26 protein-coding genes and 1 pseudogene are annotated in these 25026 nt (G+C 71.4%); 16 read left to right on the top strand and 11 right to left on the bottom strand.

Annotated elements, in window-relative coordinates; genetic code table 11:
- On the top strand, window positions 1-288 hold a 288-nt coding region (locus Aph01nite_RS36170; RefSeq protein WP_204045575.1), incomplete at its 5' end, for a GyrI-like domain-containing protein.
- Here the strand turns inward: Aph01nite_RS36170 and Aph01nite_RS36165 are convergent.
- From Aph01nite_RS36165 to Aph01nite_RS36145, 5 genes are all read right to left on the bottom strand, one after another.
- Window positions 275-1504 carry an RNA polymerase sigma factor gene (locus tag Aph01nite_RS36165; RefSeq protein ID WP_204045574.1) on the bottom strand — a complete coding sequence of 410 codons (1230 nt, stop codon included), beginning with the start codon at window positions 1502-1504 and terminating at the stop codon, window positions 275-277. The two genes, Aph01nite_RS36170 and Aph01nite_RS36165, sit on opposite strands and share 14 nt — an antisense overlap.
- Window positions 1505-1509: 5 nt before the next feature.
- Window positions 1510-1920 (bottom strand): YciI family protein, encoded by a 411-nt coding sequence (locus Aph01nite_RS36160; protein ID WP_204045573.1) that lies wholly within the window; start codon window positions 1918-1920, stop codon window positions 1510-1512.
- A gap of 91 nt (window positions 1921-2011) precedes the next feature.
- Window positions 2012-2755: a phytanoyl-CoA dioxygenase family protein gene (locus tag Aph01nite_RS36155; RefSeq protein WP_204045572.1), complete on the bottom strand. Its 744-nt coding sequence runs from the start codon at window positions 2753-2755 to the stop codon at window positions 2012-2014.
- 61 nt (window positions 2756-2816) lie between these two features.
- The gene (locus Aph01nite_RS36150; RefSeq protein WP_204045571.1) at window positions 2817-3233 is read right to left on the bottom strand and encodes a type II toxin-antitoxin system VapC family toxin; all 417 of its coding nucleotides are present in this window, start codon (window positions 3231-3233) and stop codon (window positions 2817-2819) included.
- Entirely contained in the window at window positions 3233-3484 is a 252-nt protein-coding gene (locus tag Aph01nite_RS36145; protein ID WP_204045570.1) for a type II toxin-antitoxin system Phd/YefM family antitoxin, read from the bottom strand. The genes Aph01nite_RS36150 and Aph01nite_RS36145 overlap by 1 nt, the downstream gene beginning before the upstream one ends.
- Before the next feature lie 157 nt (window positions 3485-3641).
- Here Aph01nite_RS36145 and Aph01nite_RS36140 point away from each other — a divergent pair, with 157 nt between their 5' ends.
- From Aph01nite_RS36140 to Aph01nite_RS36115, 7 genes and pseudogenes are all read left to right on the top strand, one after another.
- A complete protein-coding gene (locus tag Aph01nite_RS36140; RefSeq protein WP_204045569.1) occupies window positions 3642-5234 on the top strand; it encodes a GMC family oxidoreductase in 1593 nt (530 codons plus the stop codon).
- Window positions 5235-5368: 134 nt separating this feature from the next.
- A pseudogene (locus tag Aph01nite_RS42775) lies at window positions 5369-5467 on the top strand (hypothetical protein); the annotation flags it as partial.
- On the top strand, window positions 5458-5706 hold the full coding sequence (locus Aph01nite_RS36135) for a restriction endonuclease (protein WP_239162248.1): 249 nt from the start codon (window positions 5458-5460) through the stop codon (window positions 5704-5706). The pseudogene Aph01nite_RS42775 and the gene Aph01nite_RS36135, both read left to right, overlap by 10 nt.
- Before the next feature lie 24 nt (window positions 5707-5730).
- Entirely contained in the window at window positions 5731-6477 is a 747-nt protein-coding gene (locus Aph01nite_RS36130; protein ID WP_204045579.1) for a hypothetical protein, read from the top strand.
- Complete coding sequence (locus tag Aph01nite_RS36125; RefSeq protein ID WP_239162247.1) at window positions 6474-7760, top strand: hypothetical protein; 1287 nt, start codon at window positions 6474-6476, stop codon at window positions 7758-7760. The genes Aph01nite_RS36130 and Aph01nite_RS36125 overlap by 4 nt, the downstream gene beginning before the upstream one ends.
- The gene (locus Aph01nite_RS36120; protein WP_204045567.1) at window positions 7757-9193 is read left to right on the top strand and encodes a serine/threonine-protein kinase; all 1437 of its coding nucleotides are present in this window, start codon (window positions 7757-7759) and stop codon (window positions 9191-9193) included. The genes Aph01nite_RS36125 and Aph01nite_RS36120 overlap by 4 nt, the downstream gene beginning before the upstream one ends.
- Complete coding sequence (locus Aph01nite_RS36115; RefSeq protein ID WP_204045566.1) at window positions 9190-10488, top strand: AAA domain-containing protein; 1299 nt, start codon at window positions 9190-9192, stop codon at window positions 10486-10488. The genes Aph01nite_RS36120 and Aph01nite_RS36115 overlap by 4 nt, the downstream gene beginning before the upstream one ends.
- Before the next feature lie 4 nt (window positions 10489-10492).
- On the opposite strand, the gene folP is transcribed toward Aph01nite_RS36115, so the two are convergent.
- A complete protein-coding gene (gene folP / locus Aph01nite_RS36110; protein ID WP_204045565.1) occupies window positions 10493-11347 on the bottom strand; it encodes a dihydropteroate synthase in 855 nt (284 codons plus the stop codon).
- Window positions 11344-12156 carry a glycosyltransferase gene (locus Aph01nite_RS36105; protein ID WP_204045564.1) on the bottom strand — a complete coding sequence of 271 codons (813 nt, stop codon included), beginning with the start codon at window positions 12154-12156 and terminating at the stop codon, window positions 11344-11346. The genes folP and Aph01nite_RS36105 overlap by 4 nt, the downstream gene beginning before the upstream one ends.
- 60 nt (window positions 12157-12216) lie before the next feature.
- On the opposite strand from Aph01nite_RS36105, the gene Aph01nite_RS36100 reads away from it, so the two are divergent.
- Entirely contained in the window at window positions 12217-13698 is a 1482-nt protein-coding gene (locus Aph01nite_RS36100) for a hypothetical protein (RefSeq protein ID WP_204045563.1), read from the top strand.
- On the opposite strand, the gene Aph01nite_RS36095 is transcribed toward Aph01nite_RS36100, so the two are convergent.
- Window positions 13633-15105 carry a helix-turn-helix domain-containing protein gene (locus Aph01nite_RS36095; RefSeq protein WP_239162246.1) on the bottom strand — a complete coding sequence of 491 codons (1473 nt, stop codon included), beginning with the start codon at window positions 15103-15105 and terminating at the stop codon, window positions 13633-13635. The two genes, Aph01nite_RS36100 and Aph01nite_RS36095, sit on opposite strands and share 66 nt — an antisense overlap.
- A gap of 365 nt (window positions 15106-15470) precedes the next feature.
- Here Aph01nite_RS36095 and aceA point away from each other — a divergent pair, with 365 nt between their 5' ends.
- Window positions 15471-16772: an isocitrate lyase gene (aceA, locus tag Aph01nite_RS36090; RefSeq protein ID WP_373872366.1), complete on the top strand. Its 1302-nt coding sequence runs from the start codon at window positions 15471-15473 to the stop codon at window positions 16770-16772.
- An 86-nt stretch (window positions 16773-16858) separates the two neighbouring features.
- On the opposite strand, the gene Aph01nite_RS36085 is transcribed toward aceA, so the two are convergent.
- Both Aph01nite_RS36085 and Aph01nite_RS36080 read right to left on the bottom strand, forming a co-directional pair.
- Entirely contained in the window at window positions 16859-18355 is a 1497-nt protein-coding gene (locus tag Aph01nite_RS36085) for a serine/threonine-protein kinase (protein ID WP_204045561.1), read from the bottom strand.
- 189 nt (window positions 18356-18544) lie between these two features.
- Complete coding sequence (locus Aph01nite_RS36080) at window positions 18545-19531, bottom strand: alpha/beta hydrolase fold domain-containing protein (RefSeq protein WP_204045560.1); 987 nt, start codon at window positions 19529-19531, stop codon at window positions 18545-18547.
- Window positions 19532-19654: 123 nt separating this feature from the next.
- Between Aph01nite_RS36080 and Aph01nite_RS36075 the strand changes: the two genes are divergently transcribed.
- The 4 genes from Aph01nite_RS36075 to Aph01nite_RS36060 all read left to right on the top strand — a co-directional run bounded on the left by Aph01nite_RS36075 (window position 19655) and on the right by Aph01nite_RS36060 (window position 22431).
- Entirely contained in the window at window positions 19655-20026 is a 372-nt protein-coding gene (locus Aph01nite_RS36075; protein WP_204045559.1) for a hypothetical protein, read from the top strand.
- Window positions 20027-20167: 141 nt separating this feature from the next.
- Window positions 20168-20842, top strand: a complete 675-nt coding sequence (locus Aph01nite_RS36070; protein ID WP_239162245.1) for an ABC transporter permease — start codon at window positions 20168-20170, stop codon at window positions 20840-20842.
- A complete protein-coding gene (locus Aph01nite_RS36065; protein ID WP_204045558.1) occupies window positions 20835-21623 on the top strand; it encodes an ABC transporter permease in 789 nt (262 codons plus the stop codon). Before Aph01nite_RS36070 ends, Aph01nite_RS36065 begins: the two co-directional genes overlap by 8 nt.
- A 1-nt stretch (window position 21624) precedes the next feature.
- Complete coding sequence (locus tag Aph01nite_RS36060; RefSeq protein ID WP_204045557.1) at window positions 21625-22431, top strand: ABC transporter ATP-binding protein; 807 nt, start codon at window positions 21625-21627, stop codon at window positions 22429-22431.
- On the opposite strand, the gene Aph01nite_RS36055 is transcribed toward Aph01nite_RS36060, so the two are convergent.
- Window positions 22355-22831 carry a hypothetical protein gene (locus Aph01nite_RS36055; RefSeq protein ID WP_204045556.1) on the bottom strand — a complete coding sequence of 159 codons (477 nt, stop codon included), beginning with the start codon at window positions 22829-22831 and terminating at the stop codon, window positions 22355-22357. The genes Aph01nite_RS36060 and Aph01nite_RS36055 overlap by 77 nt on opposite strands.
- A 165-nt stretch (window positions 22832-22996) precedes the next feature.
- On the opposite strand from Aph01nite_RS36055, the gene Aph01nite_RS36050 reads away from it, so the two are divergent.
- Together Aph01nite_RS36050 and Aph01nite_RS36045 are read left to right on the top strand one after the other, a co-directional pair.
- Window positions 22997-23689, top strand: coding sequence for an MFS transporter (locus Aph01nite_RS36050; RefSeq protein WP_204045555.1), 693 nt, complete (start codon window positions 22997-22999; stop codon window positions 23687-23689).
- Between the two features lie 562 nt (window positions 23690-24251).
- Window positions 24252-24992: a YcnI family copper-binding membrane protein gene (locus tag Aph01nite_RS36045; RefSeq protein ID WP_204045554.1), complete on the top strand. Its 741-nt coding sequence runs from the start codon at window positions 24252-24254 to the stop codon at window positions 24990-24992.
- The last annotated feature ends 34 nt before the right edge of the window (window positions 24993-25026 follow it).

Here is a 25026-nt window from a genome sequence, read left to right as displayed (position 1 = left end):
GACTACTACCAGGCGGCCGCCACGTCCGCCGCGACGCCCGAGGGCATGACGTCGCTCGCCGTACCGGCGGGGATGTGGGCGGTGTTCGAGAACTCGGGGCCGTTCCCGCATTCCATCCAGTATCTGTGGCGGGATGTGTACACGCAGTGGTTCCCGTCCAATCCGTACCAGAGCCGGCCCGGCCCCACGCTGCTGAGCACCCGGGTGTCGGCGGACGGGACGGAGGCGGACGCCCAGCTCTGGATTCCGGTGGAGCCCGCGCCGGAGGCCGGGGTCACGTCGCCGTGAGGCGGGCGGCGCGGTCGTGCAGGTAGCGCTGCTGCGGCAGGCTCATCGTGCGCCGCGCCGCCTCCAGGTAACACTCGCGCGCTCCCGTGCGGTCCCCGGCCATCTCCAGCAGGTGGGCGCGGACCGCGTGGAGGCGGTGGTCCTCGGCGAGCCGGGCGTCGAGGCCGCCGCCGAGCAGGGTCAGACCGGCCTCCGGGCCCTTCACCATGGCGACGGCGACGGCGTGGTTCAGGGCGACCACGGGGTTGCCGGAGATGCGGAGCAGCAGCTCGTACAGGCAGACGATCTGCGGCCAGTCGGTCTCCTCGGCGGTCGGCGCCTCGTCGTGCACGGCCGCGATGGCCGCCTGCAGCTGGTAGGGGCCGGTGCCGCCGCGCGGGAGGGCGTCGCTGATCAGGCGCACACCCTCGGCGATCAGGCCCGCGTCCCACCGGCCGCGGTCCTGCTCGGCCATCGGGATGAGCGTCCCGCCGGGGCCGGTCCGGGCCGGGCGGCGCGCGTCGGTGAGCAGCATCAGCGCGAGCAGCCCGGCCACCTCCCCGTCGCCGGGCAGCAGCCGGTGGACCAGGCGTGTCAGCCGGATGGCCTCGCCGGACAGCTCCCGGCGGTGCAGGGACGGGCCCGATGTGCTCGCGTATCCCTCGTTGAAGATCAGGTACAGCACGTGCAGGACCACGGCGAGCCGTTCCGCGCGCTCCGGCCCGGCCGGCAGGCGGAACGGCAGCCCGCTCTCCTTGACGCTCCGCTTCGCCCGGGTGATGCGCCGGGTCATCGTGGCCTCCGGCACCAGGAACGCGCGGGCGATCTCGGCGGTGGTGAGGCCGCCGACGGCGCGCAGGGTGAGCGCGATCTGGGAGGCGGGCGAGAGGGACGGGTGGCAGCACAGGAACAGCAGGATGAGCGTGTCGTCGGAGTCGCCCGAAGTGTCGCCCGGCTCTTGTCCGGCGGGCACCGGGACCCACCGGGCGGCGGTCTCCTCGCGGCGCTCGCGCGCCTGCCGGGCCCGGAGCAGGTCGGTCAGCCGCCGGGAGGCGACGGTGATCAGCCACGCCTGCGGATCGTCCGGCAGCCCGTCCTTTGGCCACTGGACGGCGGCGGCCAGGAGGGCCTCCTGCACCGCGTCCTCGGCGGTGTCGAAATGCCCGTAACGCCGGACGAGCGCGCCGAGGACCCGCGGCGCGCACCGCCGCAGCAGGTCCTCGGTCTCGCGCTCCACCGGTGCTACAGGTCGCCGACGCCGTCGACCAGCGGGCGGACGTCCGCGAAGAACGTCCGGTCCGGGTCGGCCGGGTGGGGGGTGTCCGCCAGCCGGGCGGCGATCTCGGTGGCCCGGTCGAAGCTCTCGCAGTCGACGATCGTGTACCCGGCGAGGACCTCCTGCGTCTCCGGGTACGGCCCGTCGGTCACCACCGGCACGCCGTTCCGGAGCGAGATGCGGCGGGCGTGCACGGGCGCGGTCAGGCCCCGGCCGTCCACGAACTCGCCGGATTCGACGAGGTCGTTGTTCCACTTCTCCATGAAGGCGTGCATCGCGGCGAAGTCGTCGGGGGTCCAGGTGGAGCCGCCGGTGGCCTGGCCGGACATGGCGTCGTAGTCCCGCTGCGAGCCGTACAGCATGATCATGTATTTCATGGGTTCTCCATCGCCAGGGGCACCCTCCGGTGCCGCTCGCCTGGGACGTCGGAGCCGGGCCCGCGGACCGGACATCGGTTCCCCAGATTAATTAGGTGAGGCGCATCGTGGGATCTATGCCGCGCAGCATCATGCCCTGGCCCCGGGAGCGGTGCACGTCGTCGACCGGCAGCGCCTCGGGGTCGCGGAACTGCACGAGCCAGGTGGTGCGCGCCTCGTCCGAGGTGTTGATCCCGGAACCGTGCACGGTCAGGTAGCTGAAGAACAGCACGTCACCGGCTTCGGCCTCGACGGGCGTGGCCGCCTCCAGGGGCCATTCCGCGAGCGGGAGATGCCAGCCGCCCTCCTCGATGTGCGGCAGCAGGCCGTGCTTGTGGCTGCCCGGCATCACGCGTACGCAGCCCTTCTCCTCGGGCGCGTCGTCGAAGTGGAAGATGGCCGCCCCCACCGCGTCCGAGGTGTGCGCGAAGTGCGCGGCGTCCTGGTGCATCGGGAACGGCGACCCCTTCTCGGCCGGCTTCACGAAGATCTTCGTGTGGTGCAGCTGCACGTTCCCGGTCCCCAGCAGCGCCGCCGCCACGTCGGTGAACCGCGGATCCACCATCAGCTTCGCGAACGCCGCCGAGTAGAACTGCGCGTCATGGCAGTGCCGCAACTCCGTGGCCCCGCCGGCCAGCTCCCGCGCGCTCCCCCACGTCGGATCCGTCCGCCGCAACCGCCCCAGCACCCCATGACACTCCGCCCGGTACGCCTCCGCCTCCTCCTTCCCCAGCAACCCCTTCACCAGCACGAACCCGTTGTCCCTGTAGAACTCGCCCAGCCCCGGATCGACCATGCCGTCCCTCCCTCCCCAGGATGATGCCCACAAACACCACAGGCCCCGCTATACGCGGACGTCAATAGTCGAACGGGTTGACGGTGGCGACGCCGGTCGCGGCGAAATCGCCGACGTTGCGGGTCACCACGGTCCAGCCGTTCACCCGCGCGGTGGCGGCGAGCAGCCCGTCCACCGTGGGAACCGGCCGGACCGCGTTGAGCCTCCCCCACTCCTCGGCGATCTCGGGGGTCACCGGCACGACCCGATCCCTGAACTGCTGGTACAGATGGAACAGCCAGCGCTCCAGGATGACCGCCTGGCCCGGATCCTTGCCGCGGCGGAGCTCGATCCCGCAGCGGATCTCGCCGATCGTCAGGCTGCTCAGGTAGAGCGTCGGCCCGGGCGCGTCCGCGATCCAGTCCTTGACCCGCTGATCGCCGTTCTTCTTCCGCACCTCGGAGAGCACGTTCGTGTCGAGCAGGTAGCCGACGGGCATCAGCCGAGATCCGTCTCTCGCGGGAGGTCACGCGCCCGGGGGAAGTCGACATCGTCGTCCCAGTCAGGATCCGCCAGGAGGAACTCCTTGAAATCCGGGGCGTCCCCCTTCAGCGCCCGGTACTCGGACATGGCGATGACCACGGCGACCTCATGCCCGTGACGGGTCACCACCTGCGGACCTTCCGTGGCCGCCCGCCGCACCACCTCGCTGAACTGCTGCTTCGCCTCCTGAAGCTGCCATCCGGCCATGCGGCCCTCCTTCTGTCCAGTCTGTCCAGATCAGGATAGGGCACCCGCGCCGACCGCGGTGGAGATCATCTGAGGTATTGACCAAGCGCTTGTACGGCGGAGTACATTCACGCTGGCTGCGGTTTCGCCGCCAGTGGGCTGCCGGTGCGAGGAACAAATGGATCAGACCGCTGACTATGTCGTCGTTGGCGCGGGGAGCGCCGGATGTGTGCTGGCCAGGCGGCTGGCCGAGACCGGGGCGAGCGTCATCCTGGTGGAGGCGGGAGGCTCGGATCGCACGATGTGGGTGCGCAAACCGGGGCTCATCGCGGTCTTCCACAGCATTCCGCAGCTGAAGCAACGGCTCGACTGGGGGTTCTACAGCGCTCCGCAGGCCGACGCGCTCGGGCGCAGGATCCCGCAGACGCGCGGCAAGGTGCTCGGCGGGTCCGGGTCGGTCAACGGCATGGTGTTCGTCCGCGGCAACCGGGAGAACTACGACGGCTGGGCGGCGGACGGGTGCCCCGGCTGGGCGTACGACGACGTGCTGCCGAGCTTCAGGCGCATGGAGACCTGGGAGGACGGCGCGAGCGAGCTGCGCGGCGGGGACGGGCCGATCCGGGTGACCCGCGCGAAGGAGATCACGCCGGCCACGCAGGCGTTCATCGAGGCGCTGGCCGACACCGCGGGCGTGAAGAAGAACGACGACTACAACGGCGAGACGCAGGAGGGCGCGGCGCTGTTCCAGCAGAGCGCGGACGGCGGGCTGCGGTACAGCTCCTCGGTCGGCTACCTGGACGGGCACGGCCTGCCCAACCTCAGCGTCGTGACCGGCTCCCTGGTGACCCGGGTGCTGATCTCCGGCGGCCGGGCGAGCGGCGTGGCCCTGGCGGGCGGCGGGACGATCCGGGCGAGCCGGGAGGTGATCCTGACCGCGGGCGCGTTCGGGTCCGCGCAGCTGCTCATGCTGTCCGGGGTCGGGCCCGCCGGGCACCTGCGGGAGCACGGCATCGAGGTGGCCGCCGACCTGCCCGTCGGGGACAACCTGCACGACCACATGTTCGTGCCGATGAGCTTCCTGATGAAGTCCGCCCGGAACCGGGGGACGGCGCCGTACTTCGCGGCGGGGATGCTGAAGGAGTCGCTGCGCGGCGGGACCTGGGTGAGCCGCAGCGTCTTCGAGGGCGTCGGGTTCATCCGCAGCCCACACGCCGGGAGTGTGCCGGACCTCCAGATCCACGCGCTGCCGTGGGGGTACCCGGGGCCAAACCAGGACGCGCCGATCCGGCACAAGGTGGACCCCCGGCCTTCGCTGACGCTGCTGGCCACGCTGATCTACCCCAAGAGCCGGGGCACGCTCCGGCTGGCGTCCGCCGATCCGGCCGCCGCGCCGGTCATCGATCCCGCGTACCTGCACCACCCGGACGACCGGCGGCTGCTGCTGGACGGCATCGAGCTGATCCGCGACGTGATGGCCAACAAGATCATCGCGGATGGGGTGGGCGGGGAGGTATCCCCCGGGCCGGACTATCCGGACCGCGACGCGATGGCGGCCGAGCTGCCCAACCGCGCCACCACGGTCTACCACCCGGTGGGCACCTGCCGGATGGGCTCGGACGAGCGCGCCGTCGTGGATCCCTCGCTCCGCGTCCTGGGCATCGAGGGGCTCCGTGTGGCGGACGCGTCGATCATGCCGTCCATCGTGGGGGGAAACACCAACGCGGCGGCCATGATGATCGGCGAGCACTGCGCGAACCTCATGAAGGCATAAACCTGGGATCACCATTCGCTTCTACGGAGTTCTTCGGGAGGAATGCGAGCCTTCTGATGGTCTGACCTCAGGGATTTTGTCGGTGCCTCGGCTCAGACTCGTTCTCGACACCAGCGGGGTCGGGGGAGGGTCGGATGGCGAAGGGATCCAAGAGATCCAAGGGCGGTGACCGGGGCGTCGACATCGTCGCCGTCGGCCCGAGGGGAGGGCGTTACGCCGTCCAGTGCAAGCGTTACTGCGGGACCGTCGGCGCCGGCGAGGTGCAGGACTTCCTCGGGGGCTCGCCAACAGCTTCGCCGGCCACACGGGTGTCCTGGTCACCTCGGGCCGGCTCACCCGCCAGGCCCGCACGGAGGCCCTGGACGCCCGGCAGCCCCTGCTGCTGGTCGAACGCGACCGCCTGGCCGACTGGCTCATCAGCCCCGACCCGTTACTGGAATTCCGTGGAAATAACTGGAATAGCGTGGCTTGATCGGTAAAGTGGGGCGGCGTGAACATGGACAGGCTGGAGGAACGCATGGTGTTCCTGCGCCGGGAGATCCGCGCCGCCTCGGCCGGGCACGACCGGGTGCGCGTACGCGCCCTGCGGGCCGAGCTCCGGCAGGCCGAACGCGACTGGGAGGAAGCCCTGGATCCCCCGCCGCTCCCCCGCCCGCCCGTACGGGAGCACGTGCACCAGGCGCTGACCCTGCTCGGCGTGCCGTCGGCGGCCAAGACCGTCGTCGTCGTGGACGAGGCGTTCTTCGGCGGCACCCTGGTGAGCACGCAGCTGACGAGCCTGCGCCGGGATGAGGAGAAGTCGTTCCGGTCGGCCCGGAACGCCCGGCCGTACTATCTGTGCGCCGCGCTGACCACCGAGCGGCTCTCCCCCGTGCGCGGCCTGCTGGCGATCAGCACCTGGCCGCTGCCGAACCGCGTCGTGGGGCCGCTCAGCCCGCGAACCGACTTCCTGACCTCGGCCGTCAGGATCGCCGAACACGTGCAGCGGCTCACCGCGCTGGGAGAGAATCCCGTCGTGGCGTTCCGGCTCCTGACCCAGATGGCGCAGAACATTCCCGGCGCGACCGACGATTTCGGCCCCGCCGATCCGGCCGCCGTCATCGTCGCCGCCCAGGCCGAACTCGCCGTGCACCGGGACAAGGACCTGCGGCAGCGCGCGGAGGCGGCCGAACGGGCGTCCGAGCGGCTGGCGGAGGTCAACCAGCTGTTCGGCGCGGGGCTGAAGACGGCGAAGACCGCATGAACCAGGGCGACGACCACGGCCACGACCACGGCGAGAACCCCGGCGGGAACCACCGCATGAGCCACGGTGGGAACCACCGCGAGAACCACGGCGAAGATCACCGCGAGAGCCGTCGCGTGAACCACCGCATGGACCGAGGCGGAAACGTCCGCGTGAACCAGGGAACCGAGCACGTGAACCGTATGGACGCGATCCGGGGCGGCAGCCGTCCCGTCGACCACAACGCGCGGAGCATCGCCGCGCTGGCCGCCAACCCGGCCTGCGACCGCAGAGCCGTCCTGGACGCCGCCGGGATCGACAAGGACAGGACCGTCGCCCATCTCGGATACGCCTCCCGGTTCGGGCAGTCGCCGTTCGCGATCACGCGTACCCAGGAGTTCAAGTCGATCGTCAAGGCGCACGGCGGCGCGCACGTGCTCCGGCTGCTGCGCGAGGTGCTGGGGCTGGCCGTCGAGGAGGCCGGCTACCACGACGCCGCCGACGTGGGCGGCGACTCCGGCCACGGCGTCCGGCACCGGCACACCGCCGCCGTGCTGAACGCGGCCGCGCAGGACCCGGCCGACGCGGCCACCCTCATCGACCACCCGCTGCTCAAACTCGGCGTGGCGGGCTACGACGTGTACCTGGAGCCCGACGTCATCGCCTTCCAGGCCGCCCGGCGCTTCCACGTGGTGGCGATCAAGTCCTTCGCGATCATCGACGGGCAGGCCGACACGGGCAAGGTGTCCGCCGCCGCCCGCGAGGCCGCCGTCTACGTGCACGCCATGCGCGACCTGTTCGCCCGGCTGGGGCTGGATCCGGAGCGGGTGTCGCACGACGTCGTCCTGATCTGCCCCAAGGATTTCACCAACTTCCCCACCGCCTGCCTGCTCGACGTGCGGCTCCAGCTGGAGGCGCTGAGGCGGCAGCTGGAACGCCTGACCCGGATCGACACGATCCTCGACCGGCTGCCGCCGGACCTCAGCCTCGACCTGTGCCTGGACGGCGACACGCCGACCCGCCCGGTGTCCGAGCTCACCGCGGCGGTGTCCGCCATCCCCGCCAGGTACGCCCCCGAGTGCCTGGCCGCGTGCGAGATGGCGTACTTCTGCCGGGAGGAGGCCCGCGCGTGCGGCTCGCTGGAGGCGATCGGGCGCTCCGTCCGCGACGACCTGGGCGGCGTCGACTCGGTCCGTACGGCGATCGAGCTCATCGGGGGCGCGAGCCCGCCGCCGGAGGAGCACGCGGCCATCGCCGAACGGCTGCGGTTCGTGCGCCGGATCTTCGACGAGGTGGTCGCGTGAGCCTGCTGCGGTCCTTCCTGGCGGTGCGGGCCGTGCGGGACGGGCGGGCCCAGCCTGCCGCGACCGTGCGCCACGCCCACCTGTCGGCCGAGCCGCTGGTGTTCGTCCCGCTGCGCATGGCCGGGGAGTCCGCCGCCCCGCTGGCGGCCATGGTCGGCGCGAGCCGCTCCGACGCCCGCCTCCTGGTCGTCGAGAACCCGCGCAACCGCGACCAGCGTTTCGCCTTCATGGCCGAACTCGCCGAGATCATCGTGCCCTATATCCAGAAATATGCGGCGCAGATGGAGACGGTGGAGGGGCGGAGCGCGTACGAGCGCTGCCTGGACGCGCCGCAGATCCTGGTCCCCAACCCGGGCGGCCTCGCCTTCACCCGGCTGATCGGGCGTTCGACGCGCTTCCGCGCCACCGAGGGCCCGCACGCGGTCGCCCCGCTGGTGCCGCTGCTCGGCCGCTGGCTGACCTTCCTGCACGAGCGCAGCGAGTTCGCCGGCTCGGCCATACTGCTGGCCGTGACCGACCTGCTGGCCGAGCACTGGGTCACCGGCCTGAGCGGCGCCGAGGCGGGCAACCTGGCCGCCCAGCTGGCCTGGATCGACCCGCCCGGCGGCCTGACCGGCCCGCAGGCCGCGCTCCTGGCCGAGGATCCGCTGCGCTCGCCGCCGGCGGGTCCCGACACCGACCCCGGCTTCGACACGCACGTGCTGAAACCGCTGCTGGACGGCCCCCCGGTCCCCGCCCGGCTGCGCGAGGCCCTGCGCGGCCAGCTCGAACCCACCTGGGAGCTGATGTGGCGCGCGGTCGAGTTGCTGCGTGCCGTACCGGACGCGGGCGGAGTGGCGGCGCGCTGGGAGCGGGACCGGACGATGCTGGCCCGGCAGCACGCCTGGATCGCCGAGGGCGGCCTGCCGCCGGGCCGGTGGGACAGCGCGGTCGCGGCGGCGCGGCGGCTGGCCGCGCTGGAGGGCGCCCAGCAGAGCTACGAGGCGGGCAAGGCGTTCGACGACCCGCTGGTGATGGCCGAGCACCGGGCCGAGGGGGCCGCCTTCGCCGGACTGGTGACCGACGTGGACGCCGACCGGAAGATCATCCCTCCCGGGGGTAAACGCGCGGTCGCGCGCCCGCTGGTGACCGTCCGGACCGCCGATCCGGTCCGGTTCCCGCCCGGCCGCAAGCTCCTCTCCCCCGCCCGGCCGAAACAGGGCACCGTCCTGGTCTCCGCCACCGACGGCGTCGTGGTCCTCCAGGTCAACAGCGGCATGACCAAGGACGCGACCCTGCCGGCTCCCGGTGAGACCGTCTGCTACACCGACCTGGACCCCGCCGGCGTACGCCGCCCGAGCCTGCCCGACGCGGCGGAGACCCCCTGGACCCACGGCGGCCCGCCCGCCGAGTACGTGCCGACCGACGAGGACGCCCAGGAGGCCTGGTCATGACCCCCCAGGAACGGGCAAGGGCCGCCACGGCCGGCATCCTCGCGGACTACACCGGCGGCGGCCACCGCGGTCTGGTCGTGGACTCCCCGCCGGGCGCGGGCAAGACCACCCTGGTCGTCTCGACCGCCGTCGAACTGGTCAAGGCCGGCGAGCGGCTGATGATCGTCGCCCAGACCAACGAGCAGGTCGACGACCTGGTGGACAAGCTCGCGGGCAACGCGCCGGCCATCACCGTCGGCCGCCTGCACGCCGAGGGCTTCGAACCGCCCGAGCGCGTCACCCGCCACTCCGGGGTCACCCTCCACAACAAGATCGAGAACGTGGAGGGCTGCCAGGTCGTGGTCGCCACCGCCGACAAGTGGGCGTACGTGTCGGGGCGCGAGTGGGAGTGGGCGATCGTGGACGAGGCGTACCAGATGCGGTCGGACAAGCTGCTGGCCGTGGCCTCGCTCTTCGCCGGCGGGCACGCGCTGTTCGTCGGCGACCCGGGCCAGCTCGACCCCTTCTCGGTGGTCGAGAGCGAGCGCTGGACCGGGATGGCCTGGGACCCGATGCAGAGTGCGGTCGCGGTGACCCAGCGCATCAACGACCTCAAGGTGCACCAGCTGCCCGTCTCCTGGCGGCTGCCGGCCAGCGCGGCCCCGATCGTCTCGCGCGCCTTCTACCCGGCCGCGGGCTTCGAGGCGGGCACCGGCCCCGGCGACCGCCGCCTCGACCTCACGGTGCCCGGCCTGCGCGACCCCTGGGATCCCACGGTCGAGGAGGCGGCCGCCTCCGGCTGGGCGCTGCACGAGCTGCCCGCGCGGCACGCCGTGCGCACCGACCCGGAGACCGCGCACGCCTGCGCCGCCCTGGCCCGCCGCGTCCTGGAGCGCGGCACCGTGGCCCACGACGAGCACGGCGCGCACCCGGTCACCGCGGACCGCATCGCCATCGGCTGCGCCCACAACGACCAGGTGGCGGCGGTCCGGGCGGCCGGGCCGCCGCCCGGTGTCACGGTCGACACCGCCAACCGCCTCCAGGGCCGGGAGTACGACGTCACCATCGTCTGGCACCCGCTCTCCGGCCGCCGCGACGCCACCGCCTTCCACCTGGAGTCCGGCCGCCTCTGCGTGCTCACCTCACGCCACCGGCACGCCTGCGTCGTGGTGGCCCGCGCCGGCATCCCGGACCTGCTCGACGAGCATCCGTCCAGCCCGCGCGTCCAGCTCAACGTCCCGATCAAGTTCCCGGACGGCTGGACCGCCAACCACACGATCCTGTCCCACCTGGCCGGCCATCGGATCCGGGGCTGAACGCTCACATGTTGTGGCGCAGGTCGGCGGGTTCGCGCCAGCCGAGCAGGGCCTCGGTCATCCGTACGGCGTCGACGGAGGCGCGGACGTCGTGCACGCGGATGATCCGGGCGCCGTTGAGGACGCAGAACACGGCGGCGGCCAGGGAGCCGGAGAGGCGGTCGTGCTGGGCCCGGCCGAGGGTCTCGCCGATGAAGTCCTTGTTGGAGAGCGCGACGAGGAGGGGGTAGCCGAGCCCCGCGAGTTCGGGCAGGCGGCGGGTCAGGGCCAGCGTGTGCAGGGTGTTCTTGTTGAGGTCGTGCCCGGGATCCACGATGATCTTGTCGGCGGCCACCCCGGCGTTCCGGGCGAAGGCGACCCGGTCCCGGAGGAAGGCCACGACCTCCGAGGTCACGTCCTGGTAGGTCGGGCGCGGGTGGCGTACGCGGGGACCGGAGAGGCTGTGGGTGACGACCAGGCCCGCGCCGGCGGCGGCCACGGCGGCGGCGAGGCCGGGATCGCTGACGCCGCTGGTGTCGTTGACCACGTCGGCGCCGGCGTCGAGGGCGGCCTGGGCGACCGCGCCGCGGTGGGTGTCCACGGAGATGACCGCGTCGGTGGCCGCCCGTACGGCCGCGATCAGCGGCACCACCCGGTCGATCTCCTCGGCGACCTCCACCTGGGGGCCGTCGGGGCCGAAGGGCACGCCGCCGATGTCGAGCCAGTCCGCGCCCTCGGCCTCGGCGGCGAGGGCGGCCTCGACGGCCTTGTCCAGGGCGAAGGTCCGGCCTCGGTCGTGGAAGGAGTCAGGCGTGCGGTTGATGATGGCCATCACCGCGACCTGCCGAGAGAAGTCGAACGTCCGGGCTCCCAGCTTCATTTCACTCCCGTGGGCGGCAGCGGCGCGGCGGCCGCCGCCATCAGATGTGCGCGGAACGCGTCCCGGTCTCCGGGATCGCCGCGGTAGCTTCCCATCGTGGCGGCGAGGGACGCCACCCAGCCGTCCCAGGCGGGCCTGGCGCTCGGGGCGACGCGTCCGTGGCTGACGGCCAGATCCAGAATGGCCTTGCCGATTTCAAGCCCCATATCCGGTTTGTACCGAAACCGCTGCCGATACATTCCGATCGGGGTCACCGAAAACGGCCGCCCGGACACGGCCACGGTCAGGTTCAGGTGCGCCTCCACGCCGAAGTCGTCGGGCACGTCCGCCATCAGGTCCGGCCGCACCACCCGGAACCCGCTCAGGGGCCGCCGCCCGAACCGCCCGTCGGCCTCCGGGAACAGCGCCCGCACGAGGGCCGGATACAGCGCGATCGTGTTGCCCAGCACCGGCTCCGGCGGCGGGTCGGAGAACTCGCCGACGATCATCGCCACCGACTCGTCCGCGCGGAGCGCCTCGGCCCGCAGGACGGCCGCGATGTTCTCGGACGTCTCCACCAGGTCGGCGTCGAGGAAGCACAGCCACGGCGTGCCGGCGTGCTTGGCGGCCAGGCGCATGGCCGCGCCCTTCCCCACCGGCCCGCTGATCACCTCGGCGCCCGCCGCGGCGGCGCGTTCGGCCGTGGCGTCCCCGGACCCGCTGTCCACCGCCACGACCCGGTCGCCGGCGCCCGCGGCGGCCAGGGCCTCGGCCACGGCGCCCGCCACGGATTCCTCCTCGTTGTGGGCGAGCACGGCGAAAGTGATCATCTGTCCGCCTTCGGTGCGAGAGCCCGGGCCTGCCGTACGTCGTGGGCTAGACTACCCAAAGTGATCATTTATGATCCCTTACCCCCCTTGTGGACCGTCAGCTGGTTTCGAGGCTACGACCTGGGGGTGCTCGCCGACATTCCCCCGCCGGATCTTCTGGCCGCCGGCCTGCCGCCGGACGCGGAGGCGTACGACGTCGGCGCGCAGACCTTCTTCGACCTGCAGGCCCGCCGGCTCGGGCATTTCGCCAAGGGACGGCTGGCGCCCATCCCCTTCACCGGCGTGCTCCGGCTCCCCCAGGGCGAACTGCCCGTCAGCGGCAGCGTCCTCGTGCACGTCCTGGCCCACGCGTCGGGATTCATCGTCATCCGTCCCACCCTCCTGTCGCGGCACGCGATGATGCCGCGCGGCCACGGAGCCGACCTGCTGAACGAGCTCGACCGCGCGTTCTGGGTGTACGACTACCCGCTCCGCTGGCAGGTACCGGGCGCGGAGGAACCGGTCGCCGGCGGGGTCCGCTCCCTGATGAACTGGGTCTACCTGGATTTGACCGAACGCGTGCGCGGGCGTACGGGCATGCCGGTCGCGACCTGGGCGGTCGAGGCCATGAAGGGCTGCGACCGGCTGCACGAGATGGCGCGGCTGAAGGAGATCGCCTATCCGTTCCCGGTGAGCTTCGGGCCGCAGTTCGAGCTGGTGCTGCCGAAGCTGGACGAGCTGGTGACGCCCGACCCGGCCGGGCACGCGGAGGCGGTGGCGCGGTCGCTGCTCTATCCGTCCGAGCCGTCGGCGCCGCCCAAACCGGTCGGATCCAACCAGGTCAATCCCGACGTCTGGTGGTTCGTCAGCGAGTCGCGGGCCGCGCTGCTCGCCTCCACCGGGAGCCTCGACGCCGACCAGGACGCGATCGATCCGGACCGTGCGCAGCTGATGGAGTTCCTGGCGCTGCGCCGTACCACCCTGACCTGCGTGCAGCGGGACACGCAGCGGGTGCTGACCGAGCGCGGCGCGGTGAGCCGGGCGCAGGTCGAGCGGTGGCAGCACATCGTGGCCAGCACCAGCGACGACTACGTGCTGGACGCGCGGATCGGGCGGCTGCTCGCACCGCTGCTCCGGCACAACCTGGACGACGTGCGCGTCCGCGACCTCAGCAGCATGGAACTCCAGGTCCGGCAGAACATGGCCTGGTTCCAGCAGCGCATGGACACGCTCTCGGAGTGGACCGGCGGCCTGGTGGGCGCGGCGGTCGGCGCGGCGGCGATGGTGCTGAGCCTTCAGGAGGTGGTGAAGGTCCTGCTCGCGCGGGCCAGCGGCCTGGACGTGGAGAAGGTGCTCAACGCGCACGGCGCGCTGTTCGCGCTGATCATGTTCGCGCTGGTGTGCGTGTCCTTCCTGCTGTCGCTGGCCGGGATCCGCTGGGTCACCTCCCGGCTCCGGCCGTTCCACTTCAGGACGCGGGTCCGGCGCAGGCGCCTCTCAGCCCGTCGCCGCGTGCCGCTCCAGGAACGCATAGACGTCGGCCTCGTCGACGCCAGGGAATGAGCCGGGCGGGAGCGCCGCCAGGACGTGGGAGTTCGCGCGCGCCGACGGCCACGCGTACCCGTCCCAGCGCTGCGACAGCTCGGCCGGGGGGCGGCGGCAGCATTCGCCGTTCGGGCATTTCGACTTCTTCCGTACGGTCGTCTCCCGCCCCCGGAACCAGCGCGACTCCCGGAACGGCACCCCCAGCGTGATCGCGAAGTCCTTCTCCTGGGACGGATCCACGTGCGCGACGCAGAAGTGCGTGCCCGAGGGCGAGTCCGAGTACTGGTGGTACGGCGAGAACCGGTCCCTGGCCTGGAACACCTGCCGCCCCGACCACTGCCGGCACAGCCGCTGCCCCTCGATCGCGCCCTGCTCGTCGGCGGGGAAGACGACCCCGTCGTTCTCGTACGCCTTGTAGATGATCCCGCCCGCGTCGTTGCGGACGAAGTGGCACACCAGGTCCAGATGGTGGGTGGCCAGGTTCGTGAACCGGTGCGCCGCCATCTCGTACGACACCGCGAACACGTCCCGCAGGTCCTCCACCGACAGCGCCCGGTCCCGCTTGGCCTCCAGCAGGTACGGCGCGGCCGCCGCCTCCGGCACCAGCACGGCGGCGGCGAAGTAGTTGGCCTCCACCCGCTGGCGCAGGAAGTCGGCGAAGTCGCGGGGTTTGTGGTGGGCCAGCGCGAAGTGCCCGATGGTCTGGAGCAGGATGGTCCGCGGCGTGTGCATGCCGAGCTGCTCGCGTTTGAGGTAGATCCTCCGGTTGCGGAGGTCGGTCACGGAACGCGCGGAGCGCGGCAGGTCCGGCGCGGTGTGCACGGTGAAGCCGAAGTGCGCGACCAGCGCCTGGACGGTGCTCTGCGAGAGCGCGCCGGTCCGGTACCCGACGGCGGCCAGGGCCTCGGCGGCGGCCCGCTCGATGTCCTCGAAGTAGTTGCCCAGCTCGCTCTGCTTGCGGCGGAGCTCGGCGTTGGCGGCCCGCGCCTCCTCGGGGGTGGCGGTGCCCTTCGCCTGCCGCGCCTTGAGCTCCTCGAACAGGGCCAGGATGTGTTCGAGCACGTCGTTGGTGACCCGGGCCGAGACCTTCAGCCGGCCGAGGCCGAGTCCCGCGTACAGCGGATCGCGCTGGGCCTCCTCCAGGGCGATCTCCAGCTGCGCCCGCCGGTTGGGCGCCTGCCGCCGCAGCAGCTCCTCGACCGGCACGTTCAGCGCCCCGGCCAGCGACTTCAGTAGCGACAGCTTCGGTTCCCGCTTGCCGTTCTCCAGCAGCGACAGCTGGCTCGGCGCCCGCCCGACCCGCTCGCCGAGCTCGGACAGGGTGAGCCCGCGCTGCCGTCGCAGGTGCTTCAGCCGCTGGCCGAAGGCCAGAAGATCGAGCTCCTGCGTCAAAGACAGCGGTTCTTCACCGAGCAAGGAGGGCATGCGTCGATCCTAGGCAGAATTTCACGCCTTCTTCCACCCCTGTGTGAGCTAGCCCACAGTGGTGCCTCTCATCAACCCCAGAAATCCGGGTAAATCACCATATAACCAGACAAAACACAGGTGTGCGGTGTGACGTAGCCCACACGGATTGGTCTAGTCCAAAGAGAAAACTCGTCGATTCTTCTCTGCTGAATACTCGACAGTATTTTGTGACAAGAAAATTTGGCCTTCTTTCGAGCTTCCCCGCCTTGCTGGCTCTCTTGACGTCGACACAAACTCAGACCAAGCACCCAGGTGACGACACCGCCCTCCGGCGAGCCCCCCAGGCCCGCCGGCAGGCACGCAACGAGGGAGTGAAACAGATGATGGTCGAACGGCTCAGATCCGCCGCCGCCCAGCTGCGGCACGACTGGGAGAGCAACCCCCGTTGGGCCGGAACCGAGCGGACGTACAGCCCTGAGGACGTGGTGAAGCTGCGCGGCTCCGTGCAGGAGCAGTACACCCTCGCGCGGCTCGGCGCCAAGCGCCTCTGGGACCTCCTGCACACCGAGGACTTCGTGAGCTCGCTCGGCGCGCTCACCGGCAACCAGGCCGTGCAGCAGGTGAAGGCGGGGCTGAAGGCCATCTACCTGTCCGGCTGGCAGGTCGCCGCGGACGCCAACCTGAGCGGGCACACCTACCCGGACCAGAGCCTCTACCCGGCCAACTCGGTCCCGGCCGTGGTGCGCCGGATCAACAACGCGCTGCTCCGCGCCGACCAGATCACCTGGGCCGAGTCCTTCCACAACGGCGTCGACGATCCGCCGCACTGGATGGCCCCGATCGTGGCCGACGCCGAGGCCGGGTTCGGCGGCGTGCTCAACGCGTTCGAGCTGATGCGGGCCATGATCGCGGCGGGGGCGGCGGGCGTGCACTGGGAGGACCAGCTGGCCTCCGAGAAGAAGTGCGGCCACCTCGGCGGCAAGGTCCTCATCCCGACCGGGCAGCACATCAAGACCCTCAACGCGGCCCGGCTCGCGGCCGACGTGTGCGGCGTGCCCACGCTGATCATCGCGCGTACGGACGCGCAGGCGGCCACGCTGCTGACCAGCGACGTCGACCCCCGCGACCAGGAGTTCACCACCGGCGAGCGGACCGCGGAGGGCTTCTACCGGGTGCGCGAGGGCCTGCGGCCGTGCATCGCCCGGGGGCTCGCGTACGCGCCGTACGCCGATCTGCTCTGGATGGAGACGGCGACGCCGGACCTGGACGTGGCGCGGCGCTTCGCCGAGGCGATCAAGGCCGAGTTCCCGGAGAAGATGCTCGCCTACAACTGCTCGCCCTCGTTCAACTGGAAGCAGCACCTGGACGACTCGGCGATCGCCAAGTTCCAGCGCGAGCTGGCCCACATGGGGTACAAGTTCCAGTTCATCACGCTGGCCGGGTTCCACTCGCTCAACCACTCGATGTTCGAGCTGGCCCGCGGCTACGCCGACGACGGCATGAGCGCCTACGTGGAGCTCCAGGAGCGCGAGTTTGCGTCCGAGGCCCGCGGCTACACCGCCACCCGGCACCAGCGCGAGGTCGGCACGGGCTACTTCGACCTGGTCAGCACGGCCGTCGCGCCCGACTCGGCGACCACCGCGCTGAAGGGCTCCACCGAGGAGGCCCAGTTCAAAGCGTCCTAGTCCCGCCGAACGCGCGGCCCCGCCACCGCAGGTCACCCTCCGGGATCTGACGGCACCGTGGCGGGGCCGCCGCTTGTCTCAGCAGGTCACGGACTGGGGCTCGGCGACGGGGAGGGGCTCGGAGAGGGCGACGGGGACGGGCTGGGCTGCGGGGATTCCTCGTCCCCCCACTGCGGCTCGGTGCTGATCCCGCCCGACGGGACCACGGTCGGCGAGTTCGACGGCGCTCCCGTGGCCGTCGAGGGCGGGGAGGTCACGGGCGGCGGGGGCGGCGACGGCAGCAGCGAGCTCCACGGGTCCTCCGGCGACTCCCCGGGCGGGTCCACGGTGGTGGTCGCGGTCACCGTCACCGGCGCACCCGCGGTCGGGCCCGGCGCCGTCGGCGGGAGCGCCGTCCCGCGTGCCTCCTCCGGGCCGACCGTACGGTCCACGCCGGGCACGAACATCGGGAACGCGATCGGCGGCTCGGCCACGTTCTCCACCTTCGCCGGGGACTGCGCGGCCGTGGCGACGGTGATGGCCGCGATGGTCACGGTGGCGAGCGCGGCGAACCCGGCGTGCGAGAAGTGCACGCCCGGCCGCTCCTTGCGGCGGCGCTTGGCCGGCGGCGCCTCCTCGACCGGCGGGAACTCCATCGACTCCGGCTCCGGCGCCGGCGGGTACGGCACCGGCTGCCAGATCTCGCCGAGCACCGACCCCACCGCCTGCCGGTTGTCGCCCGGCAGCCCGATCCCGCCGGCCGCGAGCAGCGCCGACAGCAGTTCGGCCGCGTCGGGCCGGTCCTGGGGCTCCTTGCGGAGCGCGGCGGCCACGGTGTCCCAGAGCAGCTTGGGCACGGCCGCGACCCGGGGCTGCTCCACCAGGATCCGCCGCATGATCACTTCGGACTCGCCGGAGCCGAACGGGTGGTGCCCGGTGGACGCGTACGCGATGAGGCAGCCCCAGGAGAAGATGTCCGAGGACGGCAGGGCGTGGCCGCCGGTGAGCCGCTCCGGCGCGACCCAGCCGGGGCTGCCCATCACCTGCCCGGCCTGGGTGTGGGCGGCGGCCGTGTCCAGGTCCCTGGCGATGCCGAAGTCGATCACGAAAGGGCCGCGCGGGGAGAGCAGCACGTTGCCGGGCTTGAGGTCGCGGTGGACCAGCCCAGCCTCGTGGGTGGCCAGCAGGGCGGCGGCGGTGCCGAGGGCGACGCCGTACGCGAGGTCGGGGGTGAGGGCGCCGCGGGCGGCGACGACCTGGGAGAGCGCGGGGCCGGGGATGTACTCGGTGACCAGGTAGGGGCGGTCGCGGTCGAGGCCGTCCTCGATGACCGCGGCGGTGCAGAACGGGACGACGCGGCGGGAGAAGGCGACCTCCTCCTCGAACCTGGCGCGCAGGGTACGGTCCGCGAGGTGCACGGCGTGCGGCGTCTTCAGCGCGACCAGGCCACCCTCCGGCCGCTCGGCGAGATAGACCACGCCCATCCCGCCGGTGCCCAGACGGCCGAGCAGCAGATACCGCCCGATGATCACCGGGTCCCCCACGGTGAGCGGCCGGACGCCCGGAGGCATGCCGCTCTGGAGCCCTGTTCCGCCACGTGCCATCCGGAAGTACCCCTCCGACTCAAAGTGCTCGCAAGGGCAACTGTGGTCGGATGGAACGCGCCATGCCGCTAACTAGTCACAGTCGGCATGAACAGGTAAGGCCACTGGCACCCGCAGGTAAGAATCCGCAGGTCGCAGTGGCCACATTGGTCACACTAAACATAGATCACATAGGACGTGCCAGTCTCGTCACGCCGCGGCCGCGTCGGGTTCCTTCGCCTCCACCGCAGCCACGAACGTACGAATGTGCCGGAAGACCAGACGGGCCTCCGGCACGATATCCGCAAGGATCGCGAAAACGTGTGGCATTCGCGTCCATTCCTCGTACCGTACGGCGACGCCGTCGGAGCGGGCCCGGAGCGCGACGCGGTGCGCCTCCTCGCGCAGCACCTCGGTCGAGCCGGTCACGATCATCAATGGCGGTATATCGGTGTAGTCACCGAAAACAGGGGATACGAGGGGGTCTTTGGGGTCGAGTCCGGCGGTCCACTGCTTGGCCAGCCAGTCCATGCGGCCCGCGGAGAGCATCGGGTCGGCCCAGCGGTTGGCGCTGCGCTGCACGTCGCTCAGGTCGGTCCACGGGGACAGGCAGATCGCCGCCGACGGCATGGGCAGGCCCTTGTCGCGCAGGGCGAGCAGGGTGGCCAGGGTGAGATGGCCGCCGGCCGAGTCGCCGGCGAGGATGATGCCCTCGGGTTTGAAACCGCGGTCGAGCAGGGCGGTGTAGGCGGAGACCGAGTCGGCGAGGGAGTCGGCCAGGGTGTTCACCGGGCCCTGCCGGTAGTCCAGGGCCAGCACCGGGCGGCCGGTGACCGAGGAGAGCCGCCAGGTGATCGGCCGGTGGGTCACCGGGGAGCAGACGAAGTAGCCGCCCCCGTGGAGGTAAAGGACGACTTTGCCCTCGTCCAGGTTCTCGTCGCCGCGAACCCACTCGCCGGAGCAGCCGCCGAGTTCCTCGGCCGTGATGGTGGCGTTGGCGGGCATCATGCCGGGGAGCAGTCCGGGCACCCGCCCGCCCAGGGCGATCAGGCGCTGGGTCAGCATGAGGCTCGCGGTGTTGCGCAGGAGGACCGTCGAGATCGGCTTCATCGTGCCGCGCAAGAGCCCGTTGCACGCGGCGGCCTGCCAGCTGATGGGGTACGTAGGGTGAACGTCTACGTTGATCTCGTCGTGCATGCAGACCTCCCTAATAGGACATATCCCCCAAAACAGCGGTTCCTACTCCCAGGTAGGTAACCGTACGCTTACGGTGCCTTCACCAAAGGAGCATAAAGGATGTCCGGATACTCTGGTACGCCCTTGCCGAAAAAGCTAGGGATCCGCCCGGAGCACCGGGTCCTGCTGCTCGGCGCCCCGGAGACGCTGGCCGCGGACGGGGTTCTGGGCGACTCCGCGGACGACGGCGCGGCCGAGCCGTACGACGTGATTCTGCTGTTCTGCCTGGACAGCGCCGCGCTGCACGCGGGTTTCCCGCCGGCGGCGGCGCGGCTCGCGAAGAACGGCGGGCTCTGGGTGTGCTGGCCGAAACGGGCCGGCGGCGTACCGACCGATCTGACCGAAAATCCCATCCGGGATTTCGGGCTGGCCCGGAACCTCGTCGACAACAAGGTCTGCGCGGTGGACGCCACCTGGTCGGGCCTGCGCTTCGTCTACCGGCTGGCGGACCGGTAGGCGTACGATCGGGCTACGACGCTTCGGAGGTGCGCCGCCTACTCGCTGTATGCCCGAATCGCCTGGTACGGCTTCCGCCGTTACTCCGCCTACCGGGCCGCCGCCATCGCCGGAGCGTTCACGAACACCGTTTTCGGCATTTTGCGGGCCTATGTCCTGATCGCCCTCTGGGAGGCCCGTCCCGGCCTCGGCGGCTACACGGTCGCTGGCGCGGTCACCTTCTGCTTCCTCAGCCAGGCCTGCATCGGCCCGATGCAGATGTTCGGCGGCGGCCTGCGCGTCAGCGAGCGGATCAGGACCGGGGACATCGCGCTCGACCTGGTCAGGCCCGCCTCCCTGCTGGCCTGGACGATGGCCGACGACCTGGGCAGGGCCGCGTACCTGACCCTGCTGCGCAGCCTGCCGCCGATCTTCGCCGGGGCGCTCCTGTTCGGGATCCTCGCCCCCGCGCATCCGGGATTCTTCGCGCTGTCCTTCGCCCTCGGAGTGATCGTCAGCTTCGCCTGGCGTTATCTGATCGCCCTCTCGGCCTGCTGGACCATCGACGACAAGGGCGTGCAGACCATGTCGTCGGTGCTGACGATCTTCTTCAGCGGCATGGTCCTGCCGCTCACCCTGTTCCCCGGCTGGCTCGGCACGCTGGCCAACGCCTCCCCGTTCGCCGCGATGGTCCAGGTCCCCGCCGACGTCTACCTCGGCGCGCGGCCGCCCCTGCCCGCCCTGGCGTTCCAGGCGGCCTGGGCGGCCGTGCTGCTCGGCGCGGGCGCCCTGCTCACCCGCCAGGCCCGCCGCAAAGTGGTGATCCAGGGTGGTTAGGGCCTATCTCCTGCTGGCCTGGACCTGGCTGCGCGCCTCCGCCCAGTACCCGGCCTCGCTCGCCCTGCTGACGGCCGGCTCCTTCGTCATCAACGGCCTGGACGTCGCCGCCATCTGGGTGATCTTCACCCACACCTCCACCCTGGCCGGCTTCACCCTCCCCGAGGTGATGTTCCTGTACGGCACCGCCGGCCTCTCCTTCGCCCTCGCCGACCTGCTCTTCGGCAACGTGGACCGGCTCAGCCAGCACATCAGGACGGGCACCTTCGACACCATGCTGATCCGCCCGGTCAGCCCGTTCGTGCAGATGGCGGCCGACCGGTTCGGCGTGCACCGGCTCGGCCGCTGCGCCCAGGCGGTCGCGGTGCTCGCGATCTCCCTCGCCCAGCTGGCGGTTCCCGGGGGCCGGGCCTGGCTGATCCCCGTCATGATCGTGTGCGGCACGGTCATCTTCGCCGCCGTCTTCGCGCTCGGCGGCGCCCTGCAGTTCCTGCTCACCGACGCCCCCGAGGTCGCCAACGCCTTCACCTACGGCGGCGCCCAGCTCACCCAGTACCCGCTCAGCGTCTACGGCGAGCAGCTGGTCCGGGGCGTCACGTTCATCCTGCCGCTGGCCTTCGTCAACTGGCAGCCCGCCCTGTACGTCCTGGACCGCGACGACCCCCTCGGCCTGCCCGGCTGGCTGCGCTTCGCGTCGCCGGTCGCGGCCCTGGCGCTGTCCGGGGTGGCCGCGCTGGCCTGGCGGGCCGGGCTGCGCCGCTACCGATCGACGGGACACTGACATGATCGAAGCCGAGGGACTCGGGCGGACCTTCAAGGTGCGGCGGGCAGTCGTGCACGCGGTGCGGGACCTGTCGTTCACCGTCGGGGCCGGGGAGTTCGTGGGCTGCCTCGGGCCCAACGGCGCGGGCAAGTCCACGACGATCAAGATGCTGACCGGGATCCTGGCGCCGTCGTCCGGGCGGATCAGGGTGGCCGGGCTGGATCCGTCCCGGCGCAGGAAGGCGCTGGCGCGGCGGATCGGCGTGGTCTTCGGGCAGCGGACCACGCTCTGGTGGGACCTTCCGCTCCGCGACAGCTTCGAACTGATCCGGCTCCTTTACAAAGTAGATCGCGCACGGTTCGCGGAGCGGCTGGACGAGATGTGCGACGTCCTCGACCTGGGCGCGTTCCTGCGCACGCCGGTGCGGCAGCTCAGCCTCGGGCAGCGCATGCGCGGCGACCTGGCCGCCGCCCTGCTGCACGATCCGGACGTGCTGGTGCTGGACGAGCCGACCATCGGGCTCGACGTGGTCAGCAAGGCCGGCGTACGGGAGTTCCTGCTGCGGACGAACGCCACGCGCGGGACCACCGTGCTGCTGACCACCCACGACCTGGGCGACATCGAGAAGCTCTGCCGCCGGGTGCTGCTGATCGACCACGGGCGGCTGGCCTTCGACGGGAGCGTGGCCGGGCTCCGCGCGCTCGTCCCCGATGAGACGTCCATCGAGGACGTGGTGGCGCGGCTGTACGTCAGTAGTACTCCGGCTGGGTCTCCTCGTACTCGTCCTCGTCCTCCCGCGGACGGGCTGCCCAGCGGGACGGCATGAGCACGGGGACGAAGAGGGCGATGCCCAGCATGCCGTACACGCCGTTGCCGAGCAGGGTGAGCATGCCCTCGCCAGCCTCGGCGATCTCCTTCTGCACGGAGGCGCCGATCGGGGCCAGGGCGGCGGCGCGGCTGACGTCGATCACGTAGACGACCGTCCAGGCCAGCAGGACCATCGACGGGATGAAGGTCGCGACGGGCGAGATGCGGCCCGAGAGCACCAGGCCCAGCAGCAGGCCGAGTACCAGCATGATGCCGAGGGCGATCAGGATCCGGGTGTCCTTGAGCGGGTCGATGTTCTGCACCATGCCCCGGAGCGACTCACGGGAGGCCCAGCCCCCGCCGAACAGCAGGGCGGCGGCGACCACGACGCCGACGAGCAGCCCGAATATGTGCCGCATGATCACCACCTCGTGTGAGAACGCCCGGAGGTAGGAGGCGTTCGTGCGGTTCGCGGCCACATTAGCGACAAACCCTTTGAAAAGGCACGCGCCTTCGCGGGATAGATCTTTCTGGGGGGCCGTTCCCTTCAAGAGCACCCCATGGGCGTGACAAGATGTACAACCGTGGCCCCCCGCCTTCCGTCCTTCGATCGCCCGGCTCCCGTGCCGGGGCGGTTGTCCGGCGTACGGCGTCCGCCGAGCGGCGAAGCGGGCTCCGGCGGGGCGGATCCGACGTTCCGGCTGGTGAGGTCCGCGGCGTTCGCGGCGGTCTGCGTCCTGCTGGCGGCGGTGGCGCACCGGCTGGCGGGTGGGGACAGCCCTACTGCCCTGGCCCTGGCCATCGCGGGCACGGGTGTGTTCGCGGTGTCGGCGATGCTCGCCGGGCGCGAGCGGTCGCCGGTGATGATCTCCGTGTCGATGCTGGCGGCGCAGAGCGCGTTGCACGAACTGTTCAACCACGGCGCGACGGTCAAGGCGATCCTGGCGTCCCGGCTCTGGGTGGACGTTCCCGCCGTTCCGGCCGGTGATCATCAGTCGCACGCGCTCGGTATCTCGCTGGGCATGCTGATCGCGCACGTCACCGCCGCCCTGGTCACGGCGTGGTGGGTCGCGCGGGGCGAGGCCGCCCTGTGGTCGGTGCTGCGCCGTGTCGGCGCGGCGGCGGTCCGCGGGCTGCTGCGGCTGTTCGCGCCGGTCACCGCATTCGGGGCGGTGACACTCGGACCGGCCACCCATGGCTCCCACCGCTCCCGCCTGCCGCGAATCCACGCGCTCCGGCACATCGTCATCAGACGGGGCCCTCCACTCCCCGCCTGACCCAGCCCAAGGCCCATCCCCTCGCGGATACCCGGCTCATCGGTTCCACGTCTCACGACGACGCCTCCCGCGGCCATGCCTGACGTGACACATCCCTTTCGTCAGTGCCACACATGGAACCCTCTCGATGCCGTACCCGCGTACCGCCTTCTGGTTCCGGATCCACGTGGACACCAACCGGTTCCCCCTCGACCCAGGTGCTCGTGGTTCCTGCGGATGGGCCCTGCTCACTGGGTCTGCGAACGCCCCCATTCCGATGGGCGTCCCCGGATCCGGCGAACGCCTTCGGTTCCTGTGGGCGCTCCCGAATCCGGCGGTCGCCCTGGTCCCAATGGATGCCGCGGTTCCTGCGGACACCTTGATCCCTCTGGATACCGAGGTGTCTGTAGGGCCTGGATCGCATGGGCATTCGGGGTTCCTGCGGATGCCCCCGGTTCCACAGTGCCCTTGGGCCCGGCCTTCCATGGCTGCGCTCTGGCTTCGGCGAGCGCGGTCTGTGACGAACACGCCCATCGGCCTTGCCCGACATTTCATGCTTTCGATTCATAACGTGGAGAAACTCATGTCCGTCCTCCGTCGTGTCATCGCCGTCACCGCCGGCGCCACCGCTCTGACCTTCGGCCTCGCCCTGCCCGCGCTCGCCCACGTCACCATCAACCCCGGATCGGCCGAGAAGGGCGGTTTCACCAAGGTCGCCTTCCGGGTGCCCAACGAGCGCGACGACGCCTCCACCACCAAGATCGAGGTCTCCCTCCCGGTCGACCACCCGCTCCCCTTCGTCTCGGTACGGCCCGTGCCCGGCTGGGACGTCAAGGTCACCGAGAGCAAGCTCCCCGCCCCCGTGCAGTCCAAGTACGGCGAGATCACCGAGGCCGTCACGAAGATCACCTGGTCGGGCGGGAAGGTCGAGCCCGGCCAGTTCCAGGAGTTCGAGGTCTCGATGGGCTTCATGCCCGACAACGTCGACCAGCTGGTGTTCCCGGCCACCCAGACGTACTCCAGCGGCGAGGTCGTCAAGTGGGCCGACGAGCCCAAGGCCGACGGCTCCGAAGCCGAGCACCCCGCCCCCGTCCTGAAGCTGGTCGCCCCGACCGGCGACGACTCCCACGGCGCCGCCGCCGCGCCCTCCCCCACCGCCGCGGCCCCCTCCGTGGTCCCCGTGGCGAACGCCGCTGAGGCCGCGCCCGCCTCGGCCGCCACCTCCGACGGCACGGCCCGCCTGATCGGCGGCATCGGCGTCGCGGTCGGCGTCATCGGCGTAGGCGTCGCCGTCGTCGCCCTCCGCCGCCGCCCCACCGCCTGACCATCCCGCCGACCTTTCCCGCCTGACCTTTCGC

The organism is Acrocarpospora phusangensis (assembly GCF_016862995.1).
Classification (GTDB): domain Bacteria; phylum Actinomycetota; class Actinomycetes; order Streptosporangiales; family Streptosporangiaceae; genus Acrocarpospora; species Acrocarpospora phusangensis.
Note: the sequence above shows the minus strand (reverse complement) of the source record. Positions and strands in the feature narration are given on the sequence as shown.